At 69.5% G+C, this 14,963-nt stretch carries 16 protein-coding genes; 8 read left to right on the top strand and 8 right to left on the bottom strand.

Annotation, left to right across the window (positions count from 1 at the left end; genetic code table 11):
- Positions 1–44: 44 nt before the first annotated feature.
- From PVT71_RS22415 to PVT71_RS22400, 4 genes are all read left to right on the top strand, one after another.
- Positions 45–770: a molybdopterin-binding protein gene (locus PVT71_RS22415; RefSeq protein WP_353474701.1), complete on the top strand. Its 726-nt coding sequence runs from the start codon at positions 45–47 to the stop codon at positions 768–770.
- A gap of 125 nt (positions 771–895) precedes the next feature.
- Positions 896–1,621 (top strand): GNAT family N-acetyltransferase, encoded by a 726-nt coding sequence (locus tag PVT71_RS22410; protein WP_353474700.1) that lies wholly within the window; start codon positions 896–898, stop codon positions 1,619–1,621.
- Positions 1,622–1,625: 4 nt separating this feature from the next.
- On the top strand, positions 1,626–2,195 hold the full coding sequence (locus PVT71_RS22405; protein ID WP_353474699.1) for a peroxidase-related enzyme: 570 nt from the start codon (positions 1,626–1,628) through the stop codon (positions 2,193–2,195).
- Positions 2,167–3,138: an OmpA family protein gene (locus PVT71_RS22400; protein WP_353474698.1), complete on the top strand. Its 972-nt coding sequence runs from the start codon at positions 2,167–2,169 to the stop codon at positions 3,136–3,138. Before PVT71_RS22405 ends, PVT71_RS22400 begins: the two co-directional genes overlap by 29 nt.
- 28 nt (positions 3,139–3,166) lie before the next feature.
- Here PVT71_RS22400 and PVT71_RS22395 read toward each other — a convergent pair whose 3' ends face one another.
- Positions 3,167–4,072 carry a LysR family transcriptional regulator gene (locus PVT71_RS22395; RefSeq protein ID WP_353474697.1) on the bottom strand — a complete coding sequence of 302 codons (906 nt, stop codon included), beginning with the start codon at positions 4,070–4,072 and terminating at the stop codon, positions 3,167–3,169.
- A 126-nt stretch (positions 4,073–4,198) separates the two neighbouring features.
- Here PVT71_RS22395 and PVT71_RS22390 point away from each other — a divergent pair, with 126 nt between their 5' ends.
- On the top strand, positions 4,199–4,858 hold the full coding sequence (locus PVT71_RS22390) for a TetR/AcrR family transcriptional regulator (protein ID WP_353474696.1): 660 nt from the start codon (positions 4,199–4,201) through the stop codon (positions 4,856–4,858).
- Positions 4,859–4,967: 109 nt separating this feature from the next.
- Here the strand turns inward: PVT71_RS22390 and PVT71_RS22385 are convergent, their stop codons facing one another.
- A complete protein-coding gene (locus PVT71_RS22385; protein WP_194134182.1) occupies positions 4,968–5,873 on the bottom strand; it encodes a LysR family transcriptional regulator in 906 nt (301 codons plus the stop codon).
- A 162-nt stretch (positions 5,874–6,035) separates the two neighbouring features.
- On the opposite strand from PVT71_RS22385, the gene PVT71_RS22380 reads away from it, so the two are divergent.
- Complete coding sequence (locus PVT71_RS22380) at positions 6,036–6,650, top strand: hypothetical protein (RefSeq protein WP_353474695.1); 615 nt, start codon at positions 6,036–6,038, stop codon at positions 6,648–6,650.
- A gap of 65 nt (positions 6,651–6,715) precedes the next feature.
- Here the strand turns inward: PVT71_RS22380 and PVT71_RS22375 are convergent, their stop codons facing one another.
- The 6 genes from PVT71_RS22375 to PVT71_RS22350 all read right to left on the bottom strand — a co-directional run bounded on the left by PVT71_RS22375 (position 6,716) and on the right by PVT71_RS22350 (position 12,712).
- Complete coding sequence (locus PVT71_RS22375; RefSeq protein WP_353474694.1) at positions 6,716–7,276, bottom strand: type 1 glutamine amidotransferase domain-containing protein; 561 nt, start codon at positions 7,274–7,276, stop codon at positions 6,716–6,718.
- A gap of 182 nt (positions 7,277–7,458) precedes the next feature.
- Entirely contained in the window at positions 7,459–8,391 is a 933-nt protein-coding gene (locus PVT71_RS22370; RefSeq protein WP_353474693.1) for an SMP-30/gluconolactonase/LRE family protein, read from the bottom strand.
- On the bottom strand, positions 8,388–9,323 hold the full coding sequence (locus PVT71_RS22365) for an ABC transporter permease (RefSeq protein WP_353474692.1): 936 nt from the start codon (positions 9,321–9,323) through the stop codon (positions 8,388–8,390). The genes PVT71_RS22370 and PVT71_RS22365 overlap by 4 nt, the downstream gene beginning before the upstream one ends.
- A gap of 10 nt (positions 9,324–9,333) precedes the next feature.
- Positions 9,334–10,263, bottom strand: a complete 930-nt coding sequence (locus tag PVT71_RS22360) for an ABC transporter permease (protein WP_353474691.1) — start codon at positions 10,261–10,263, stop codon at positions 9,334–9,336.
- A 1-nt stretch (position 10,264) separates the two neighbouring features.
- Positions 10,265–11,695 carry a sugar ABC transporter ATP-binding protein gene (locus PVT71_RS22355; protein ID WP_353474690.1) on the bottom strand — a complete coding sequence of 477 codons (1,431 nt, stop codon included), beginning with the start codon at positions 11,693–11,695 and terminating at the stop codon, positions 10,265–10,267.
- Between the two features lie 6 nt (positions 11,696–11,701).
- Complete coding sequence (locus tag PVT71_RS22350; RefSeq protein ID WP_353474689.1) at positions 11,702–12,712, bottom strand: ABC transporter substrate-binding protein; 1,011 nt, start codon at positions 12,710–12,712, stop codon at positions 11,702–11,704.
- A 212-nt stretch (positions 12,713–12,924) separates the two neighbouring features.
- Here PVT71_RS22350 and PVT71_RS22345 point away from each other — a divergent pair, with 212 nt between their 5' ends.
- Both PVT71_RS22345 and PVT71_RS22340 read left to right on the top strand, forming a co-directional pair.
- A complete protein-coding gene (locus tag PVT71_RS22345; RefSeq protein ID WP_353474688.1) occupies positions 12,925–14,187 on the top strand; it encodes an ATP-binding protein in 1,263 nt (420 codons plus the stop codon).
- Between the two features lie 13 nt (positions 14,188–14,200).
- Positions 14,201–14,926: a response regulator transcription factor gene (locus PVT71_RS22340; protein ID WP_353474687.1), complete on the top strand. Its 726-nt coding sequence runs from the start codon at positions 14,201–14,203 to the stop codon at positions 14,924–14,926.
- Positions 14,927–14,963: the final 37 nt, after the last annotated feature.

The following is a 14,963-nucleotide window of genomic DNA, read 5'->3' as shown; positions in this document are numbered from 1 at the left end:
GCGCCTATACCAAGGGCGAGACGCCACGCAAGGAGAGCAGGACCATGGCCAATCCCACCGCCGCAATGCTGGTCATCGGGGACGAGATCCTTTCGGGGCGCACCCGCGATTCCAACATGCACTATCTTGCGCAGGCGCTGACCAAGCAGGGCATCGACCTGCGCGAGGCGCGCATGGTCTCGGACGACCAGGCCGCCATCGTCGCCGCGGTGAAGGCGCTGAGCGCGGGTTTCGACCACGTCTTCACCTCGGGCGGGATCGGGCCGACCCATGACGACATCACCGCCGACGCCGTGGCCGCGGCCTTCGGCGCCTCGATCGGCGTGCGGCAGGACGCCTATGACCTCTTGGCCGCGCATTACCAGCGCCAGGGCGCCGAGTTCAACGAGGCCCGCCAGCGCATGGCCCGCATCCCCGAGGGCGCGGCGCTGATCGACAACCCGGTCTCGATCGCCCCCGGTTTCACCATCGGCAACGTGCACGTGATGGCCGGCGTGCCCTCGGTCTTCGAGGCGATGGTGGCGAGCGTCCTGCCGACGCTGACGGGCGGCGCGCCGCTCCTGTCGCAGTCGCTGCGCATCCAGCGCGGCGAGGGCGAGATCGCCGGGCCGCTGGCGGCGCTGGCGGCCGAGTTCTCGGATCTCTCGATCGGCTCCTACCCGTTCCAGAAGGACGGCATCTACGGCGCCAACATCGTCATCCGCGGCGCCGAGGGCGCGCGGGTCGATGCGGCAATGACACGGCTCGCGGCGCTCTTCCCCGAACGGTGACCGGCTGCGGCCCGACAATGATTGCCCTCGCGCGCCGCTGCCGCCATAGATAGGGCAAAAGACCGTAACCCGTTCCGGCCTGCGCGGGCGCCCTGCCCGCCGCGCGACGCCGGCAGAGTGCAAGAATGACGCCAGACCTTCCCCGCCTCTACGCCACGCTCGACAACACCTGGCCCGCCGCCTCGACGGTGGCCGCCGGCCCCTGGCTGCTGCGCGAGGGCGGCGGCGGCGGCAAGCGCGTCTCGTGCATCACCGCCGAGGACGGCTGGAGCCCCGATGACCTGCAGGCCGCCGAGCAGGCGCAGCGCATGATGCGGCAGGAGCCGCTCTTCATGATCCGTGCCGGCGAGACCGCCCTCGACGTGGCGCTGGAATCGCGCGGCTACGACCTCATCGACCCGGTGAACCTCTGGGTGTGCAAGATCGGCAAGCTGACCGAGACCGAGCCGCACCGGATGAGCGCCTTCGCGCTCTGGGAGCCGCTGGCGGTGATGCGCGAGATCTGGGCGGCGGGCGGCATCGGCCCGGCGCGGGTCGGCGTGATGGAGCGCGCCATGGGTCCCAAGACCTCGATCTTCGGGCGGGTGTCGGACAAGCCCGCCGGCGCGGGCTACTGCGCCATCCACGACGGCATCGCCATGGTGCACGCGCTCGAGGTGCTCGAGGCGCATCGCGGCAAGGGGCTCGGCCGCGCGATGATGCGCCGCGCCGCGATCTGGGCCGAGGGCAAGGGCGCGCAGTACATGTCGCTGGCCTGTCTGCGGGACAACGACCCGGCGAACGGGCTCTACGCTTCCCTCGGCATGACGCTTGTGGGACAGTACCATTACCGCATCAAGCCGGGAAACTGACCGCATGACCAAGGACCTGCCCACCGCCCTCGACCTGCCGATGGTCGACCCGCTGCCGGAGCGGACGCAGAAATACTTCGACATCTGCGAGGACAGGCTGGGCATGGTGCCGAACGTGCTGAAGGCCCATGCCTTCGACATCGCCAAGCTCGACGCCTTCACCGGGCTCTACAACGAGCTGATGCTGGCGGATTCGGGGCTGACCAAGCTCGAGCGCGAGATGATCGCGGTGGTGGTCTCGTCGATCAACCGATGCTTCTACTGCCTGACCGCCCATGGCGCCGCCGTGCGCGAGCTCTCGGGCGATCCGAAACTGGGCGAGATGCTGGTGATGAACTGGCGTGTCGCCGACCTCAACCACCGCCAGCGCGCCATGCTCCACTTCACCGAGAAGATGACCAGGAGCAGCGCCGAGATCGCCGAGTACGACCGCGAGGCGCTGCGCGATGCCGGGTTCTCCGAGCGCGACATCTGGGACATCGTCAACGTCGCCGCCTTCTTCAACATGACCAACCGGGTGGCCAGCGCCACCGACATGCGGCCGAATGACGAGTACCACGCGCAGGCGCGCTGAGCGCCTCCTCTCCGGTCTGGCCGCCGCGCTGCTTGCCGCGGTCCCGGCGCAGGCCTTCGACCTCGCGTTGCCCGGCACCGCCCGGCTCGCCGAGGAATACATCACCGATCCCGGCAGCTACGCGGTGCCGATCGCGCCGTGGAACGAGATGGAGGGGCTGCTCACCCGCACCGTCGAGGGGCACATCCAGCGGCAGGCCTGGCGCATCGACGCCACCGGCATGACCGTGCTGCAGATCATGGACCCGCTGCGCGCACAGCTCGAGGAGGCCGGCTGGACCGTCCTGCTCGACTGCTCCGCGCGCGATTGCGGCGGCTTCGACTTCCGCTTCGCCGCCGAGGTGATGCGCGGACCGGCGATGTACGTCGACATCAGCGCCTTCCGCTTCCTGTCCGCGCGCAGCCCCGAGGGGGATTTCCTGACCCTGCTGGTCAGCCGCAGCGCCGCGACGGGCTACGTGCAGGTCATCCGCACCTCGCCGGGCATTCCCGCCGAGCAGGCCCCCGCGCCCGGGACCGCCCCCGCCGACGGCAGCGCGCCCGCCACGGTCACCGCCACCCCGACCGCCGACATCGTCCGGCGGCTCGAGGCCGAGGGCCATGCGGTGCTGAAGGACCTCGCCTTCGCCAGCGGGGCGGACGAGCTGGCGCCGGGCGACGTGGCCTCGCTCGACGAGCTGGCGGCCTATCTCGCCGCCGATCCGGCGCGGCGCGTGCTCTTCGTCGGGCATACCGACGCGACCGGCTCGGCGGCGGCAAACGTGGAAATCTCGCGGCGCCGTGCCCGCGCGGCGCTCAGCTACCTCGAGCGCAAGGGCGTGCCCGGCAGCCAGATGGAGGCGGATGGCGCGGGCTATCTCGCCCCGGTCGCGAGCAACCTCAGCGTAGAGGGGCGCGAGGAGAACCGCCGCGTCGAGGTGGTTCTGCTGCCCGCGGTGGAATGACCGGCCCGCAGACCGGTCACGCGGCCCTTCAGGGCGCGAGATCGCCGGCGCGGCCGGCCAGCGCCGCGCCTTGGTCACGCAGCGTGGAATCGAGGTAGGATTCGAACTTCATCGCCAGCTCGCGCGCGGGGCCGCCGGTCTCGGTGCGCGACAGGATCACCCGGCGTGCGGAGTCGTACTCGGGCAGCACCCGGGTCAGGCGCCCGACGCTGAGATCGCGGCCCACGACGAAATCGGGAAGGCAGGCGATGCCGAGCCCGGCGAGGCAGGCCTCGAGCACCGAGCGCGGGTCGGCCATCTCGATCCGCCGCTCGGCGGTGACCGGCGTGACCGCGCCGCGGCGGTCGGTGAGGGTCCAGATCACCCCCTCCTGCTCGGAGGGCAGGTGCAGCAGCCGGTGCGACGCGAGATCGCTGGCGCTTTCCGGCCGCCCCTGCGTGGCGAGGTAGAGCGACGAGGCGACGACCACGTGGGTGCTGACCGCGATTGGCCGGCCGTCCATGTCCTCGCCGGTCTCGGCGCTGAGGGTGAGATCGCAGCCCTCGGAGCCCGGCGCCTCGAAGACCACGGAACTGTCCGGGTGCGAGGCGAGGAACCGGCCGAGCCGCGGCAGCAGCATGTGCTCGACCAGCTCGGAGGGCGCGGCGACGCGCAGCGCGGCCTCCTGCGGCTCTGCAAGGGCGCGGGCGCAGGTGTCGGCCCAGTCGGCCTCGGCGAGCAGCTGGCGGGTCCAGCGGTAGTAATGGTTGCCTTCGGTCGTCGGGCGCACCTGCCGCGTGGTCCGTTCGAAGAGCTTGAGCCCGAGCCGGCGTTCCAGCGCGGCCACGTTCTTCGACACGGCCGCCTTGGACATGCCAAGCGCCTCTGCCGCCGCGGTGAACCCGCCATGGTCCATCACATGCGTGAATGCCCGCAGCTCGGCAAACTTATCCATTACGACTCTCCAGATACTCGGGGCACTAGTGACCCGCCGGCGCTTATGTAGCGTAGGCGACAGTTTTTCAACATTGTTAATAACAATGTCATAGACTTTCCTACTTCGCGCCGTAATCTCGGGCATATGGACAGCAAGACGCCCCGCCACCGCAATCGGGAGGAGAAGAGCGCCGCTACCCGCGCGCGCCTGACGGCGGCTGCCCGCAAGCTCTTTGATGAAGAGGGCTATCACAACGTTTCGGTCACCGAAATCGCCCGATTGGCCGGCGTGACCCATGCGATGATCAACGTCTATTTCCATTCCAAGGCCGGGCTGCTCTACGCGCTGATCCATGAAAACAATGCCTCTCAGATAGATGCGCTCTCCGGCTCCGTCCCGCTGCACGCCAGTTTCGACGAGAAGCTGCGCCACATCGTGACCATCTACGTGCAGGGCGATCTCGAGGATCCGCGGCTTCTCGCCGTGATGCAGGCCTATTTCTGGCAATGGCCTGCCGAAACCGAATTCGAGAACCGCCTGCAATTGAGGCAGGCGCTCTCTCCGCTGCTGCAGGCGATGCGCGACTCGCGCCGCTTTGCCCATCGCAGCGGCGAGGAACTCGAGGAGGCGCTGGCCGCCTTTTACGCCATCTACACCCACGGGCTGCGCCCGGCGATTTACGACGAGGCGAGCGTGCAGCACTGCATCGAGCTGATCCTGCGGCGCAGCTCGATCCTCTTTGCCGGCCTCGCCAACACGCAGGACGCGTGGCGGGACCACGCGCGGGACGAGGCCAGTCTCTGAAGCCGCGCGGGTGCCCGCCCCTGCCCTGACACGCGGCAAAGAAAAAGGCCCCGACCATGGGGCCGGGGCTCAGGAGGGCGTTACGAGGATCGCCCGAGGAAAACACCTGTTACCAGTCGTGCGGGCCCTTTTCGGCAAAGGCATGCACGAGGAAATCGATGAAGGCGCGAACCTTCGGCTGGGTGAAGCGGCCCGGCGGGTAGACGGCGTAGATGCCCTGCGTCTCGACCGGCAGATCGGGGATTGCGTCCTCGACCAGCCCCTGCTTCATCGCATCCGCGTAGAGGTAGGACGGCAGGTAGGCGATCCCGAGACCCGCGATGCAGGCATTGAGCAGCGACTGCCCGTCGTTGACCGAGAGCCAGCCGGCGGTGCGCACCTGGCGCTTCTCGCCCGAGGGCGCGGTCACCTTCCAGACGTTGCCCGAGGACTGGTTGGAATAGTGCAGGAGCTTGTGCTCGTTCAGGTCGTCGATCCGCTGCGGGCGGCCGAAGCGCTGGAAATACGAGGGCGAGGCGATCATCCGCTTTGTGGTGTCGGTCAGCTTGCGGGCGCGCAGCGTGCTGTCCTCCAGCTCGCCGATCCGCACCGCCATGTCGAAGCCTTCCGAGATCAGCTCGACGTAGCGGTTGTTGAGCACCATGTTGACGGTGATGTCCGGGAATTCCGACAGGAACTCTCCGAGCACCGGGCTGAGGTGGTTCACCCCGAAATCCGTGGCGACCGAGATGCGCAGCAGCCCAGAGGGCGCCGATTGCATCGAGGTGACCAGCGCATCGGCCTCGCCTGCGTCGTTCAGCACCCGCCGCGCCCGGTCGTAATAGGCAAGGCCGATCTCGGTGGGCGAGACGCGGCGCGTGGTGCGGTTCAGCAGGCGTGCACCGAGCCGGGCCTCCAGCGAGGAGACATGTTTCGACACCGCCGATTTCGAGATACCCATCTTCTTCGCCGCATCGGTGAAACCACCCTGGTCCACCACCGTGGCAAAGGCCTCCATTTCGGTCAGTCGATCCATACCCATCACCTCGTTATCAGTCTTGCACACTGGTATCGCCCCGGATTGGGGCAGGACTTGGACAGAGCGGGGACAATATCGGGGTTTTACCGGGCACTGTGCTTGACCCCGAAACCGGAAGGTAAAATCTGCCGCAGGAGTGTTTCCCTGTTCCGAACGACCATGCCCGACCGTCCATTCCCCGCTTCAGCCCCGCCTCCCGCCGGCCACAATGGCGGCCCCGCGCTCGAGCCCGCCTCGCTGCTTGCCGTCGAGCGCTGGCGCCGCGCGAAGGCCGCGCGCAAGGGCCCGTCGGGCATCGCCCTCCGGATGCAGTTGGGCCGCGCGGCCGAGCTTGGCATGGCGCCAAGGGACTATCTCGCGCTGCGTGCCTTCTGCGGCACGGACATAAGCGCCGTGGCCTTCCTGCCGGAGGCGCTGGGGCTCGGCCTCGGGCGGCGGCTGTCGATGCCCGGGCAGATTCGTGCCCGGCTCCGCGCCATGCGCGACGTGCATCTTCTGTGCTTCTCCCCGCCCGCCGAGCCGCCGGCGCTCTTTCGCGAGGATCTCGCGGAACTGACCGGCTGCCAGATCGCGGGCTGCGCGCCCTGCCCCGCCCTTGTGCTGCCCTGGTCCGAGGCCCGCGCCGCGGCCCGCGCGCTGCTGGACCCGCTGCGCCTCACCGGCGCGGCGGTGCTGCTGGTCGGCGCGGGCGAGGTGGCGACGCAGCTCTACGGCGCGGCGCGGCTCGGCGGGCACATGAGCCCGGACGAGTTCTTCGGCTCCGGCCCCGCGTGATGGCCACGTAAAAGACCGCGCCGGTTGCCCGGCGCGGCCAGTCTTCGCAGACCCGCTACGGAAGGTCACGCGGCCCTGCGGTCGTGCTGGCCTTCCTCGACCTCCTCGACGATCTTCGCCACGAAGGCGTTCAGGTCATCCGGTTTGCGGCTGGTCACGATGCCCTTGTCGCAGGCGACGGGCTCGTCCACCCAGTTCCCGCCCGCGTTCACCACATCGGTTTTGATCGAGTGGTACGAGGTCACCTCGCGCCCCTTCACGATGCCGGCCTCGACCAGCACCCAGGGACCGTGGCAGACGGCGGCGATCACCTTGCCCTCGTTGTGGAAGTCCTTCACGAGGTCGATCACCGCGGGCTCGACCCGCAGCAGGTCGGGGTTGATCTGCCCGCCGGGGATCACCAGCGCGTCGTAGTCATGCGAGTTGATGTCGGCGATCTTCGCGTCGGCCGCGGCCTCGCGGCCCCAGTCCTTGCCCTGCCAGCCCTTGATGGGATTGCCGTCGAGCGTGGCGACATGGACCTCGGCGCCCCTGGCGCGCATCTGGTCGCGGGGAACCTCCAGCTCCGACTGTTCGAAGCCGTTGGTGGCGATGATCAGGATCTTGGCGTTGCTGATGGCAGTCATGGGATGCCTCCTTCCAGATTTCTCTCATCCGGCACCCTTCGGGGCGCCGCTGGGAGTGAAACGGAGAGGCCCCGCCTGCTGTTCCGGAAAACACGGACACGGGTTGTTGAAGCGCGGCGTGGAACCGGAGGCGTGGGGGACGCCTCCGGCGGGAGTATTTGGGGAAAGATGAAAGCGCGCGCTCAGGCGCGGGCGCTGCGGGTCCAGGGCTCGGCACCCTTCACGTCGACGAAGACGCGGTAGACCGAGCTCGTCGCGGTGATGTACATGCGCTGCCCGTCCGGCCCGCCGAAGCAGAGGTTGGCGACCACCTCGGGCACGAGGATCTTGCCGAGGAGCGTGCCGTCCGGCGCGAAGCAGTGCACCCCGTCCCCGGCCGAGGACCAGAGGTTGCCCTCGATGTCGCAGCGCATCCCGTCGGGCAACCCGCAGTCGAGCGTGGCGAACTCCCCGAGCGGGTTGAGGCGCGCGCCCTCCACCGCGTATTTGCGGATCACCGCGGGCACGGTGTCGTCGTGGCTCGAGCCGCTTTCGGCGACGTAGAGGAGGCTCTCGTCGGGCGAGAAGCAGAGCCCGTTCGGCTGCGCGAAGTCCGAGATCACCGGCACCGCCGCGCCGCCCCCGGGCGCGATCCGGAAGACGTGGCGCGCGCCCTGCTCAGGCTCGGCGCGGTTGCCCTCGAAGTTCGAGATGATGCCGTAGGTCGGATCGGTGAACCAGACCGCACCGTCGGAGCTGACCACCACGTCGTTCGGCGAATTGAGCCGCTTGCCGCCATGCTCGGCGGCAAGCACAGTGAGGCTGCCGTCATACTCGGTGCGCACCACGTCGCGCGTGCCATGGCGGCAGCCGACCAGCCGTCCCCAGGGATCGCGGGTGTTGCCGTTGTTGAACCGGCTCTCTTCGCGGAAGACGCTGAGGCCCTGCCCCTCGGTCCACTGGTACATGGTCTGCGAGGGGATCTCCGAGAAGATCAGCGCGTTGCGGTCGCCGAACCAGACCGGCCCCTCGGTCCAGGTGAAGCCGGTGCAGAGCTGCTCGAGCTTGCCCATCGGGTGGACGAGGCGGCCGAACCGCTCGTCGCGGAACTCCAGGTGTTCGGGCGTGCGGATCATCGCGAGACCCTCCTCGTGCTGGCGGCAATGACGATGCCGATGATGATGAGACCGGTCAGCACCATGCGCACCCCGGCGCCTGCGCCGTAGGAGTTGAGCATGGAGACGACGAGGAACATGAAGAGTGAGGCGCCCCAGACGCCGGGCACGTTGGACATGCCCCCGGCGATGGAGCTGCCGCCGATGACCACCACGGCGATCGACATCAGGAGGTACTCGCCCCCCATGTTGAGCGCGGCGCCGCCCGAGAAGCTGGCGAGCAGGTAGCCGGCGATGGCGGCAAAGACGGTGACGGCGAGGTAGGTGGCGGCGCGCACCGCCTCGACCGGCACCCCGGCGAGCCGCGCCGCGCGCAGGTTCTGCCCCGAGGCCAGCAGCCAGCGGCCCCAGACCGTGCGCTCGAGCAGCAGCCAGACCAGCAGCGACAGGCCAAGCCCCACCAGCGCGACGTTGGGAATGCCGAAGCTGCGGCCGGTGGCGAAATCGGCGAGCCCGGCCGGCGGCTTGATGCGCAGGCCGCGGTTCGACCAGATCGCCAGCGACTGGTAGATGAGCGAGGCGGCGAGCGTCGCGATGATCGGCGGCAGGCGCAGCAGGTAGATCAGCGCGAAGTTGGCAATCCCCGTGCCGAGCCCGACCAGCAGCGCGACGCCGAGCCCCATCCAGGCGGTGCCGGGATCGGTGCCCATCGCCTTCAGCGCCAGCGTGCCCGACAGCGTCATGGTGGCGGGGATCGACAGGTCGACATTGCCCGGCCCCAGCGTGATGACCAGCATCTGCCCGAGCCCGACGATGGCGGCGAAGGCGCCGAAGCTGAGCGCGGCATAGGCCAGCTCGCCCGCCCCGCGCCCCTCGGTCAGCGCCACGGTCAGCGCGAAGGCGGCGGCGGCGGCGAGCCAGGACCAGAGCCAGGGTTTCTGGAAGAGTTTCATGCGCGCCTCCTCACGCCTCTGCGTCGCGGCGGGTGAAGAGCAGCCGCGCCGTCAGGACAAGGATCAGGATCGCCCCCTGCGCGCCGATCTGCCAATCGGGAGAGAGCCGCAGGAAGCTGAGGAACGAGGCGGCGAGCGTCAGGGTCAGCGCGCCGATCACCGCGCCCACCGGGCTCACCTTGCCGCCGATGAACTCGCCGCCGCCGAGGATCACACCGGCGATCGACAGAAGCGTGTAGCGCAGCGCGATATTGGCATCGGCCGAGGTTGTGAGCCCCACCAGCGCCATGCCGGCAAAGACCCCGAAGAGCCCGGCGAGCCCGTAGGCCAGCGCCTTCAGCCGCACCACCGGCCAGCCGGCGCGCTGAACCGAGCGGGCATTGCCGCCGACCCCGCGCAGCACCGTGCCGATGCCCGAGCGGATCACCAGCAGGTGCGTGACGATGGCGATGATCACCGAGGCCGCGACGGCCATGGGGATGTAGGGCGGCTTGACGGTCATCAGCGTGCGCAGCCAGCCGGGGCTCGCGCCGCCGGGCGAGGGAAGGATGAAGAGCGCGAGCCCGCCCCAGACGAAGGACATGCCCAGCGTCACCACGATGGCGGGAAGCTCGAGCGCGTGGATCACCGCGCCGAGCGCGGCGTAGCAGAGCACCAGCGCCAGCAGGATCAGCAGCCCGAGCATCGGCGTGTCGTTGAGGTAGGTCGCGGTGATGCAGGCCACCAGCGACACGAAGGCCCCGAGCGAGAGGTCGATGTCGTTGACCATGATGATCATCATCTGCGCGATGGTCGCCAGCGCGATCGGCACCGCGAGGTTGAAGAGCAGGTTGATCCCGAAGTAGCTCATCGCCCGCGGCTGCATGTAGAAGGTCGCCGCCAGCAGCACCGCCAGCGAGACCACGGGCAGCAGGATCCGGTATTTCGCGAAGATCCGCATCCTATGCCCCTTCCATCTCGAACGAGGCCTCGAGGATGCGCTCCTCGGTGATCTGGTCGCCGGTCAGTTCGGCCGAGATCGCGCCGTTGCGGAAGACGAAGACCCGGTCGCACTGGCAGACCTCCTCGGTCTCGGTGGAATACCAAAGGAAGGTGCGGCCGCGGGCGGCCTCGGCGCGGATCATGGCATAGACGTCCTGTTTGGTGCCCACGTCGACGCCACGCATCGGATCGTCCATCACCACCACCGGGGCGGCGGAGGCGAGCGCGCGGGCGAAGAGCACCTTCTGCTGGTTGCCGCCCGAGAGCGACAGGATGGGGTTGGTCACGTCCTCGGTGCGGATGCCGATGCGCTTCTTCCACTCGGCGGCGACGGCGGCCTCCTTCTCGCGGTCAACGAGACCGCGTTTGGCGATCTGCGGCAGGATCGAGATCGAGGCATTGCGCAGGATCGACCAGAGCGGCAGCACGCCGTCACGGCCGCGGTCCCCGGCGACAAAGACCATCCCGGCCTCGCGCGGGCTGCGCCAGGACGAGGTGGCACCGAGGTAGAGCCGGGCCAGCGCCTCGGCCTGCCCGTGCCCCGCCAGCCCCGAAAGCCCGACGATCTCGCCCTTGCGGGCGCGCAGCCCCTCGGGCGTGTGCAGCACCTCCTCGCCCTGCACCCGCGCGGCCTGCGCGGCGACCGCCTCGGTGGCGACATGGCCCATGGCATCCACCAGCCCCTGCCGGGTGAAGCCCCCGGCGGGGCGCTCGGCCACGACCTTGCCGTCCTTCATCACGAGGATGCGGCTCGCCACCTCGAAGATCTCGCCCAGCATGTGCGAGATGAAGATGACCGCGCCGCCCTGCGCGCAGAAGCGCTTGATGTGGATGAGCAACTGTTCGGCGATGCCGGCATCCAGCGACGAGGTGGGCTCGTCGAGGATGACCAGCTTCGCCGCGGTTCCGCGCGGGGCGAAACCGATGGCGATCTCGACCATCTGCCGTTCCGCGATCGAGAGCGTGTCGACCGGCGCGTCGGCGTCGATGCCGTGGCCCGGGAACACCTGGTCGAGCGCGGCGCTGATCTCGGCCCGCGCCGGGGCGCGCCAGTTCATCCCCTTCAGCGCGGAATGCGAGATGCGCAGGTTCTCGGCCACCGTCAGGTTCGGGCAGAGCGACAGCTCCTGGAACACCGAGCGCACCCCGGCGGCAAGCGCCGTCGTGGCCCCCGAGGCCGGGAACTCGACCGAGCCCGCGGAGGGCGCGAGCCCGCCATTGACCACGTTGACGAGCGTGGATTTCCCGGCGCCGTTGTGGCCGACAAGGCCGAGGCAGTCGCCGGGAGAGATGGACAGGCTCACGCCGTCGAGCGCCCTGACCGCGCCGAAATGCTTTGCGGCATCGGTCAGGGCGACGATCGGCGCAGCCGCTTGGGCTGCGGTCGTCATCGGTGCTTACATCGCTCCCGCGATCACGGCCTTGGCGTCGTCGAGCGAGTAGACGGTGTTGGCGACCGAGCCCTCGGGGGTGGACTTCAGCGACTCGTCCAGCGTGTCCTGCGTCACCTTCAGGAAGGGCACGGTCAGGTCCTTGGGCACCTCGGCGCCGTCGAGGATCTGCTGCGCCACCCAGAAGGCCAGCGAGGCCACGCCCGGTGCGATCGACAGCGACAGCGTCTCGTAGCCGTTGGCGTCGCGCTGGTCGGCCCACCACTGCATCTCGTCCTGGCGGTTGCCGAGCACGATCAGCGGCGTGTCGCGGCCCGCGGCCTTGAAGGCCTGCGCCGCGCCGTAGCCGTCGCCGCCCTGGGTCACCACGCCGACCACGTCGGGCAGCGAGGGCAGCACGCCCGCGACGGCCTTCTGCGCCACTTCCTGCGCCCAGTCCCCGTGCACCGAGCCGACGATCTTGAACTGGCCGTTCTCGGCGACGCCTTCCTCGATGCCCGCGTGGATCTCGTCATCCACGAACACCCCGGCAAGGCCGCGGATCTCGAGCAGGTTGCCGCCCTCGGGCAGGCGCGTCGCGAGGTACTCGACCTGCTCCTTGCCCATCTGCTTGAAGTCCACCGCGATGCGCCAGGCGCAGGGGGCGGTGACGATACCGTCGAAGCTGACCACGGTGAGCCCGGCATTGCAGGCTTCTTCAACGGCGCCGTTCAGCGCGGTCGGCGAGGCGGCGTTGAGGATGATCGCGTCATAGCCCTGCAGGATCATGTTCTGGATCTGCGCGGCCTGCTCGGTGGCCTGGTTCTCGGAGGTGGTGTAGGCATCCGCCGCGGCGACCACGCCCTCCTCGACCGCCTTGCCGCCGACCTCCTGGAAGGTCTGCAGCATCGCCTGCCGCCAGGAGTTGCCCGCGTAGTTGTTCGACAGCGCGATGCGCTTGCCCGAAGTGTCGGCCATCGCGCCGCCCGCCAGCATGGCAAGCCCCGCCGCGCCGAGCAGCATCTTGGATTTGGTCATTCTCCCTCCCATCGCCCTATTCCGGGCGCTCACTGTTCGCCCGTCCTCCACGGGCAGGTGCATGCTGCCCTTGCGGAAGCTGCACGTAAAGTGTGCGCCCCGCAGAACAGGTGCGGGTCTCCGCAACATGGCTGCGGGAAAGGGTGTTTTCTTCTTCGGCAAGACGCGCCATCCTGCGGGGACGCGCAAGAGGAGGCGCGTGGGGAGGGTACATGATTTCACCGCCAGCGGCCGAGGCCGCGAGCTCGGGCTGCCTGCACGCCCGGCCAGCACTGCCGTCGGGCCAGTCGTCCGGCCTGTCACTGGGGATTCCGCCGGTGCCGGGCGGCGTGTTCGAGCGCATATCCGCGCGTCTCGCCGGCGAGATCGAACTCGGCGCGGCGCTCTGCGCCATCGCGCCCGAGATCGCCGAGGTGCTGCCGTTCAGCCATGTCGACATCTGCCTGCACGACACGCCCGGCTGGGTGGTCAGCTTCGAAGCCGGGATCGAGACGCGCTGGTCGCAGCGCCGCACCCGTGTGCAGTATTCCCCGGTGCGCGACGTGCTGCTCGGGCGCTGCGAGGCGATGCTCTCGGCCAATGCCATGGAGGACCCGCGGCAGACCTTCCCCGGTGCCTGCTGCGAGCCGATCCTGAACCACCGGCTGCGGGCGCGGATCAACGTGCCGCTGCGGGTCATGGGCAGGGTCACCGGCACGCTCAACTTCTCGCACGGGACCGAGGGCTTCTACGGCCCCGAACACGTGCCGCTGGCGCAGGCGCTGGCAGACCTGCTCGCCCCGTGGTTCCACGCGCTGCACGGCGCGGCGCGCGCCAGCCAGGCGGCGCAGCTGCGCGCCCGCGCGCAGGAGCAGGCCGAGGGGCTGCGGCAGGGCGCGCTCGAGCTCACCCAGACGCTCGAGCAGGAGCGCCAGCGCATCGGCATGGACCTGCATGACCAGACCCTCGCCGACCTCACCCGCATCCTGCGCGAGCTGACCGGCGACGCGCCGCTCGACCGCGACCTGCTGGCCGAGCGCGTGACCGACACGATCGACGACCTGCGCGCGCTCATCGACACCGCCGTGCCGACGCTTCTCGACCTTTTCGGCTTTGCCCATGCGGTGCGCGTGCACCTCGAGCGCGCGGTCGGCGCGGGATCCGTCGAGGTGGATGTCGAGGACGACACCGACGGCGCCCCCGACCGGCTCGGGCCGACCGCGCGCACCGCGCTCTTCCGCATCACGCAGGAGGCGATCAACAACGCCGCCCGTCATGCCGGGGCGCGGCGCATCCTCGTCACCGTCTCGTCCGAGCCGCAGGACCGCCTGCGCATCACCATCAGCGACGACGGCATCGGCATCGGCCCCGAGGTGGGCCGCCGCTCGGGGCTGTCGCATCTGCGTACCCGCGCCCATCTCATCGGCGCCGATCTCGAAATCGTGGCGGACGCCGGCACCCGCGTCACCGTCACCCTCCCGGAGTTCCCCGCATGAAGGTCCTGCCCCAATGAAAGTGCTGCTCGTCGAGGATGACCAGTTCCACGCCTCCTACCTGCAGGACGCGCTCGCCGAGGCCCTGCCCGAGGTGACCGAGATGCTGCACGCCACCGACGGCGCGGCAGGCGAGGCCGAGGCCCGCGCCGCGCGCATCGAGGCGGTGGTGATGGACCTGCAGATGGACGGGCGCAACGGCATCGAGGCCGCCCGCGCGATCTGGGCCGAGCGGCCGGGCACGCGCATCCTCTTCTGGTCGAACTACTCGGACGAGGCCTACCTGCGCGGCATCTCCCGCATCGTGCCCGAGGACAGCGCCTATGGCTACGTGCTGAAGACCGCCACCCGCGAGCGGCTGAAGCTGGCGCTGCGCGCCGTGCTGCTGGAAGGCCAGATCATGGTCGACCGCGAGATCCACCGCCTGCAGCGCCGCAGCGCGAGCCCGCGCAATGCGCTCGACGACAGCGAATACGCGGTGCTGCTCGATCTGGCGCTCGGCCTGCAGGACAAGCTCATCGCCGAGCGCCGCGGCATGTCGCTGCGCACGGTGCAGAACCGGCTGCTGTCGCTCTACGACAAGCTCGGCGTGGATGGCGAAGACGTGGGCCCGGCGCTCAACAAGCGCGTCAAGGCGCTGTCGCGCGCCTTCACCACGCGCACGCTCAACGTCGAGACGCTGGAAAGCGCGCAGCGCGACTACGAGCGCTGGCTGGCGGGACGGGCAAGGTCGATGCACTAGGAGGCGCGACGCAGGGGCGCGCAAGGATCGGCCGCCG

Source organism: Salipiger sp. H15 (assembly GCF_040409955.1).
In the GTDB taxonomy this organism is placed as follows: domain Bacteria; phylum Pseudomonadota; class Alphaproteobacteria; order Rhodobacterales; family Rhodobacteraceae; genus Salipiger.
Note: the sequence above shows the minus strand (reverse complement) of the source record. Positions and strands in the feature narration are given on the sequence as shown.

Coding starts and splice junctions, on each gene's coding strand:
- PVT71_RS22415 (WP_353474701.1), top strand. CDS start 45: ATGGCCAATCCCACCGCCGCAATGCTGGTCATCGGGGACGAGATCCTT.
- PVT71_RS22410 (WP_353474700.1), top strand. CDS start 896: ATGACGCCAGACCTTCCCCGCCTCTACGCCACGCTCGACAACACCTGG.
- PVT71_RS22405 (WP_353474699.1), top strand. CDS start 1,626: ATGACCAAGGACCTGCCCACCGCCCTCGACCTGCCGATGGTCGACCCG.
- PVT71_RS22400 (WP_353474698.1), top strand. CDS start 2,167: ATGACGAGTACCACGCGCAGGCGCGCTGAGCGCCTCCTCTCCGGTCTG.
- PVT71_RS22395 (WP_353474697.1), bottom strand. CDS start 4,072: ATGGATAAGTTTGCCGAGCTGCGGGCATTCACGCATGTGATGGACCAT.
- PVT71_RS22390 (WP_353474696.1), top strand. CDS start 4,199: ATGGACAGCAAGACGCCCCGCCACCGCAATCGGGAGGAGAAGAGCGCC.
- PVT71_RS22385 (WP_194134182.1), bottom strand. CDS start 5,873: ATGGATCGACTGACCGAAATGGAGGCCTTTGCCACGGTGGTGGACCAG.
- PVT71_RS22380 (WP_353474695.1), top strand. CDS start 6,036: ATGCCCGACCGTCCATTCCCCGCTTCAGCCCCGCCTCCCGCCGGCCAC.
- PVT71_RS22375 (WP_353474694.1), bottom strand. CDS start 7,276: ATGACTGCCATCAGCAACGCCAAGATCCTGATCATCGCCACCAACGGC.
- PVT71_RS22370 (WP_353474693.1), bottom strand. CDS start 8,391: ATGATCCGCACGCCCGAACACCTGGAGTTCCGCGACGAGCGGTTCGGC.
- PVT71_RS22365 (WP_353474692.1), bottom strand. CDS start 9,323: ATGAAACTCTTCCAGAAACCCTGGCTCTGGTCCTGGCTCGCCGCCGCC.
- PVT71_RS22360 (WP_353474691.1), bottom strand. CDS start 10,263: ATGCGGATCTTCGCGAAATACCGGATCCTGCTGCCCGTGGTCTCGCTG.
- PVT71_RS22355 (WP_353474690.1), bottom strand. CDS start 11,695: ATGACGACCGCAGCCCAAGCGGCTGCGCCGATCGTCGCCCTGACCGAT.
- PVT71_RS22350 (WP_353474689.1), bottom strand. CDS start 12,712: ATGACCAAATCCAAGATGCTGCTCGGCGCGGCGGGGCTTGCCATGCTG.
- PVT71_RS22345 (WP_353474688.1), top strand. CDS start 12,925: ATGATTTCACCGCCAGCGGCCGAGGCCGCGAGCTCGGGCTGCCTGCAC.
- PVT71_RS22340 (WP_353474687.1), top strand. CDS start 14,201: ATGAAAGTGCTGCTCGTCGAGGATGACCAGTTCCACGCCTCCTACCTG.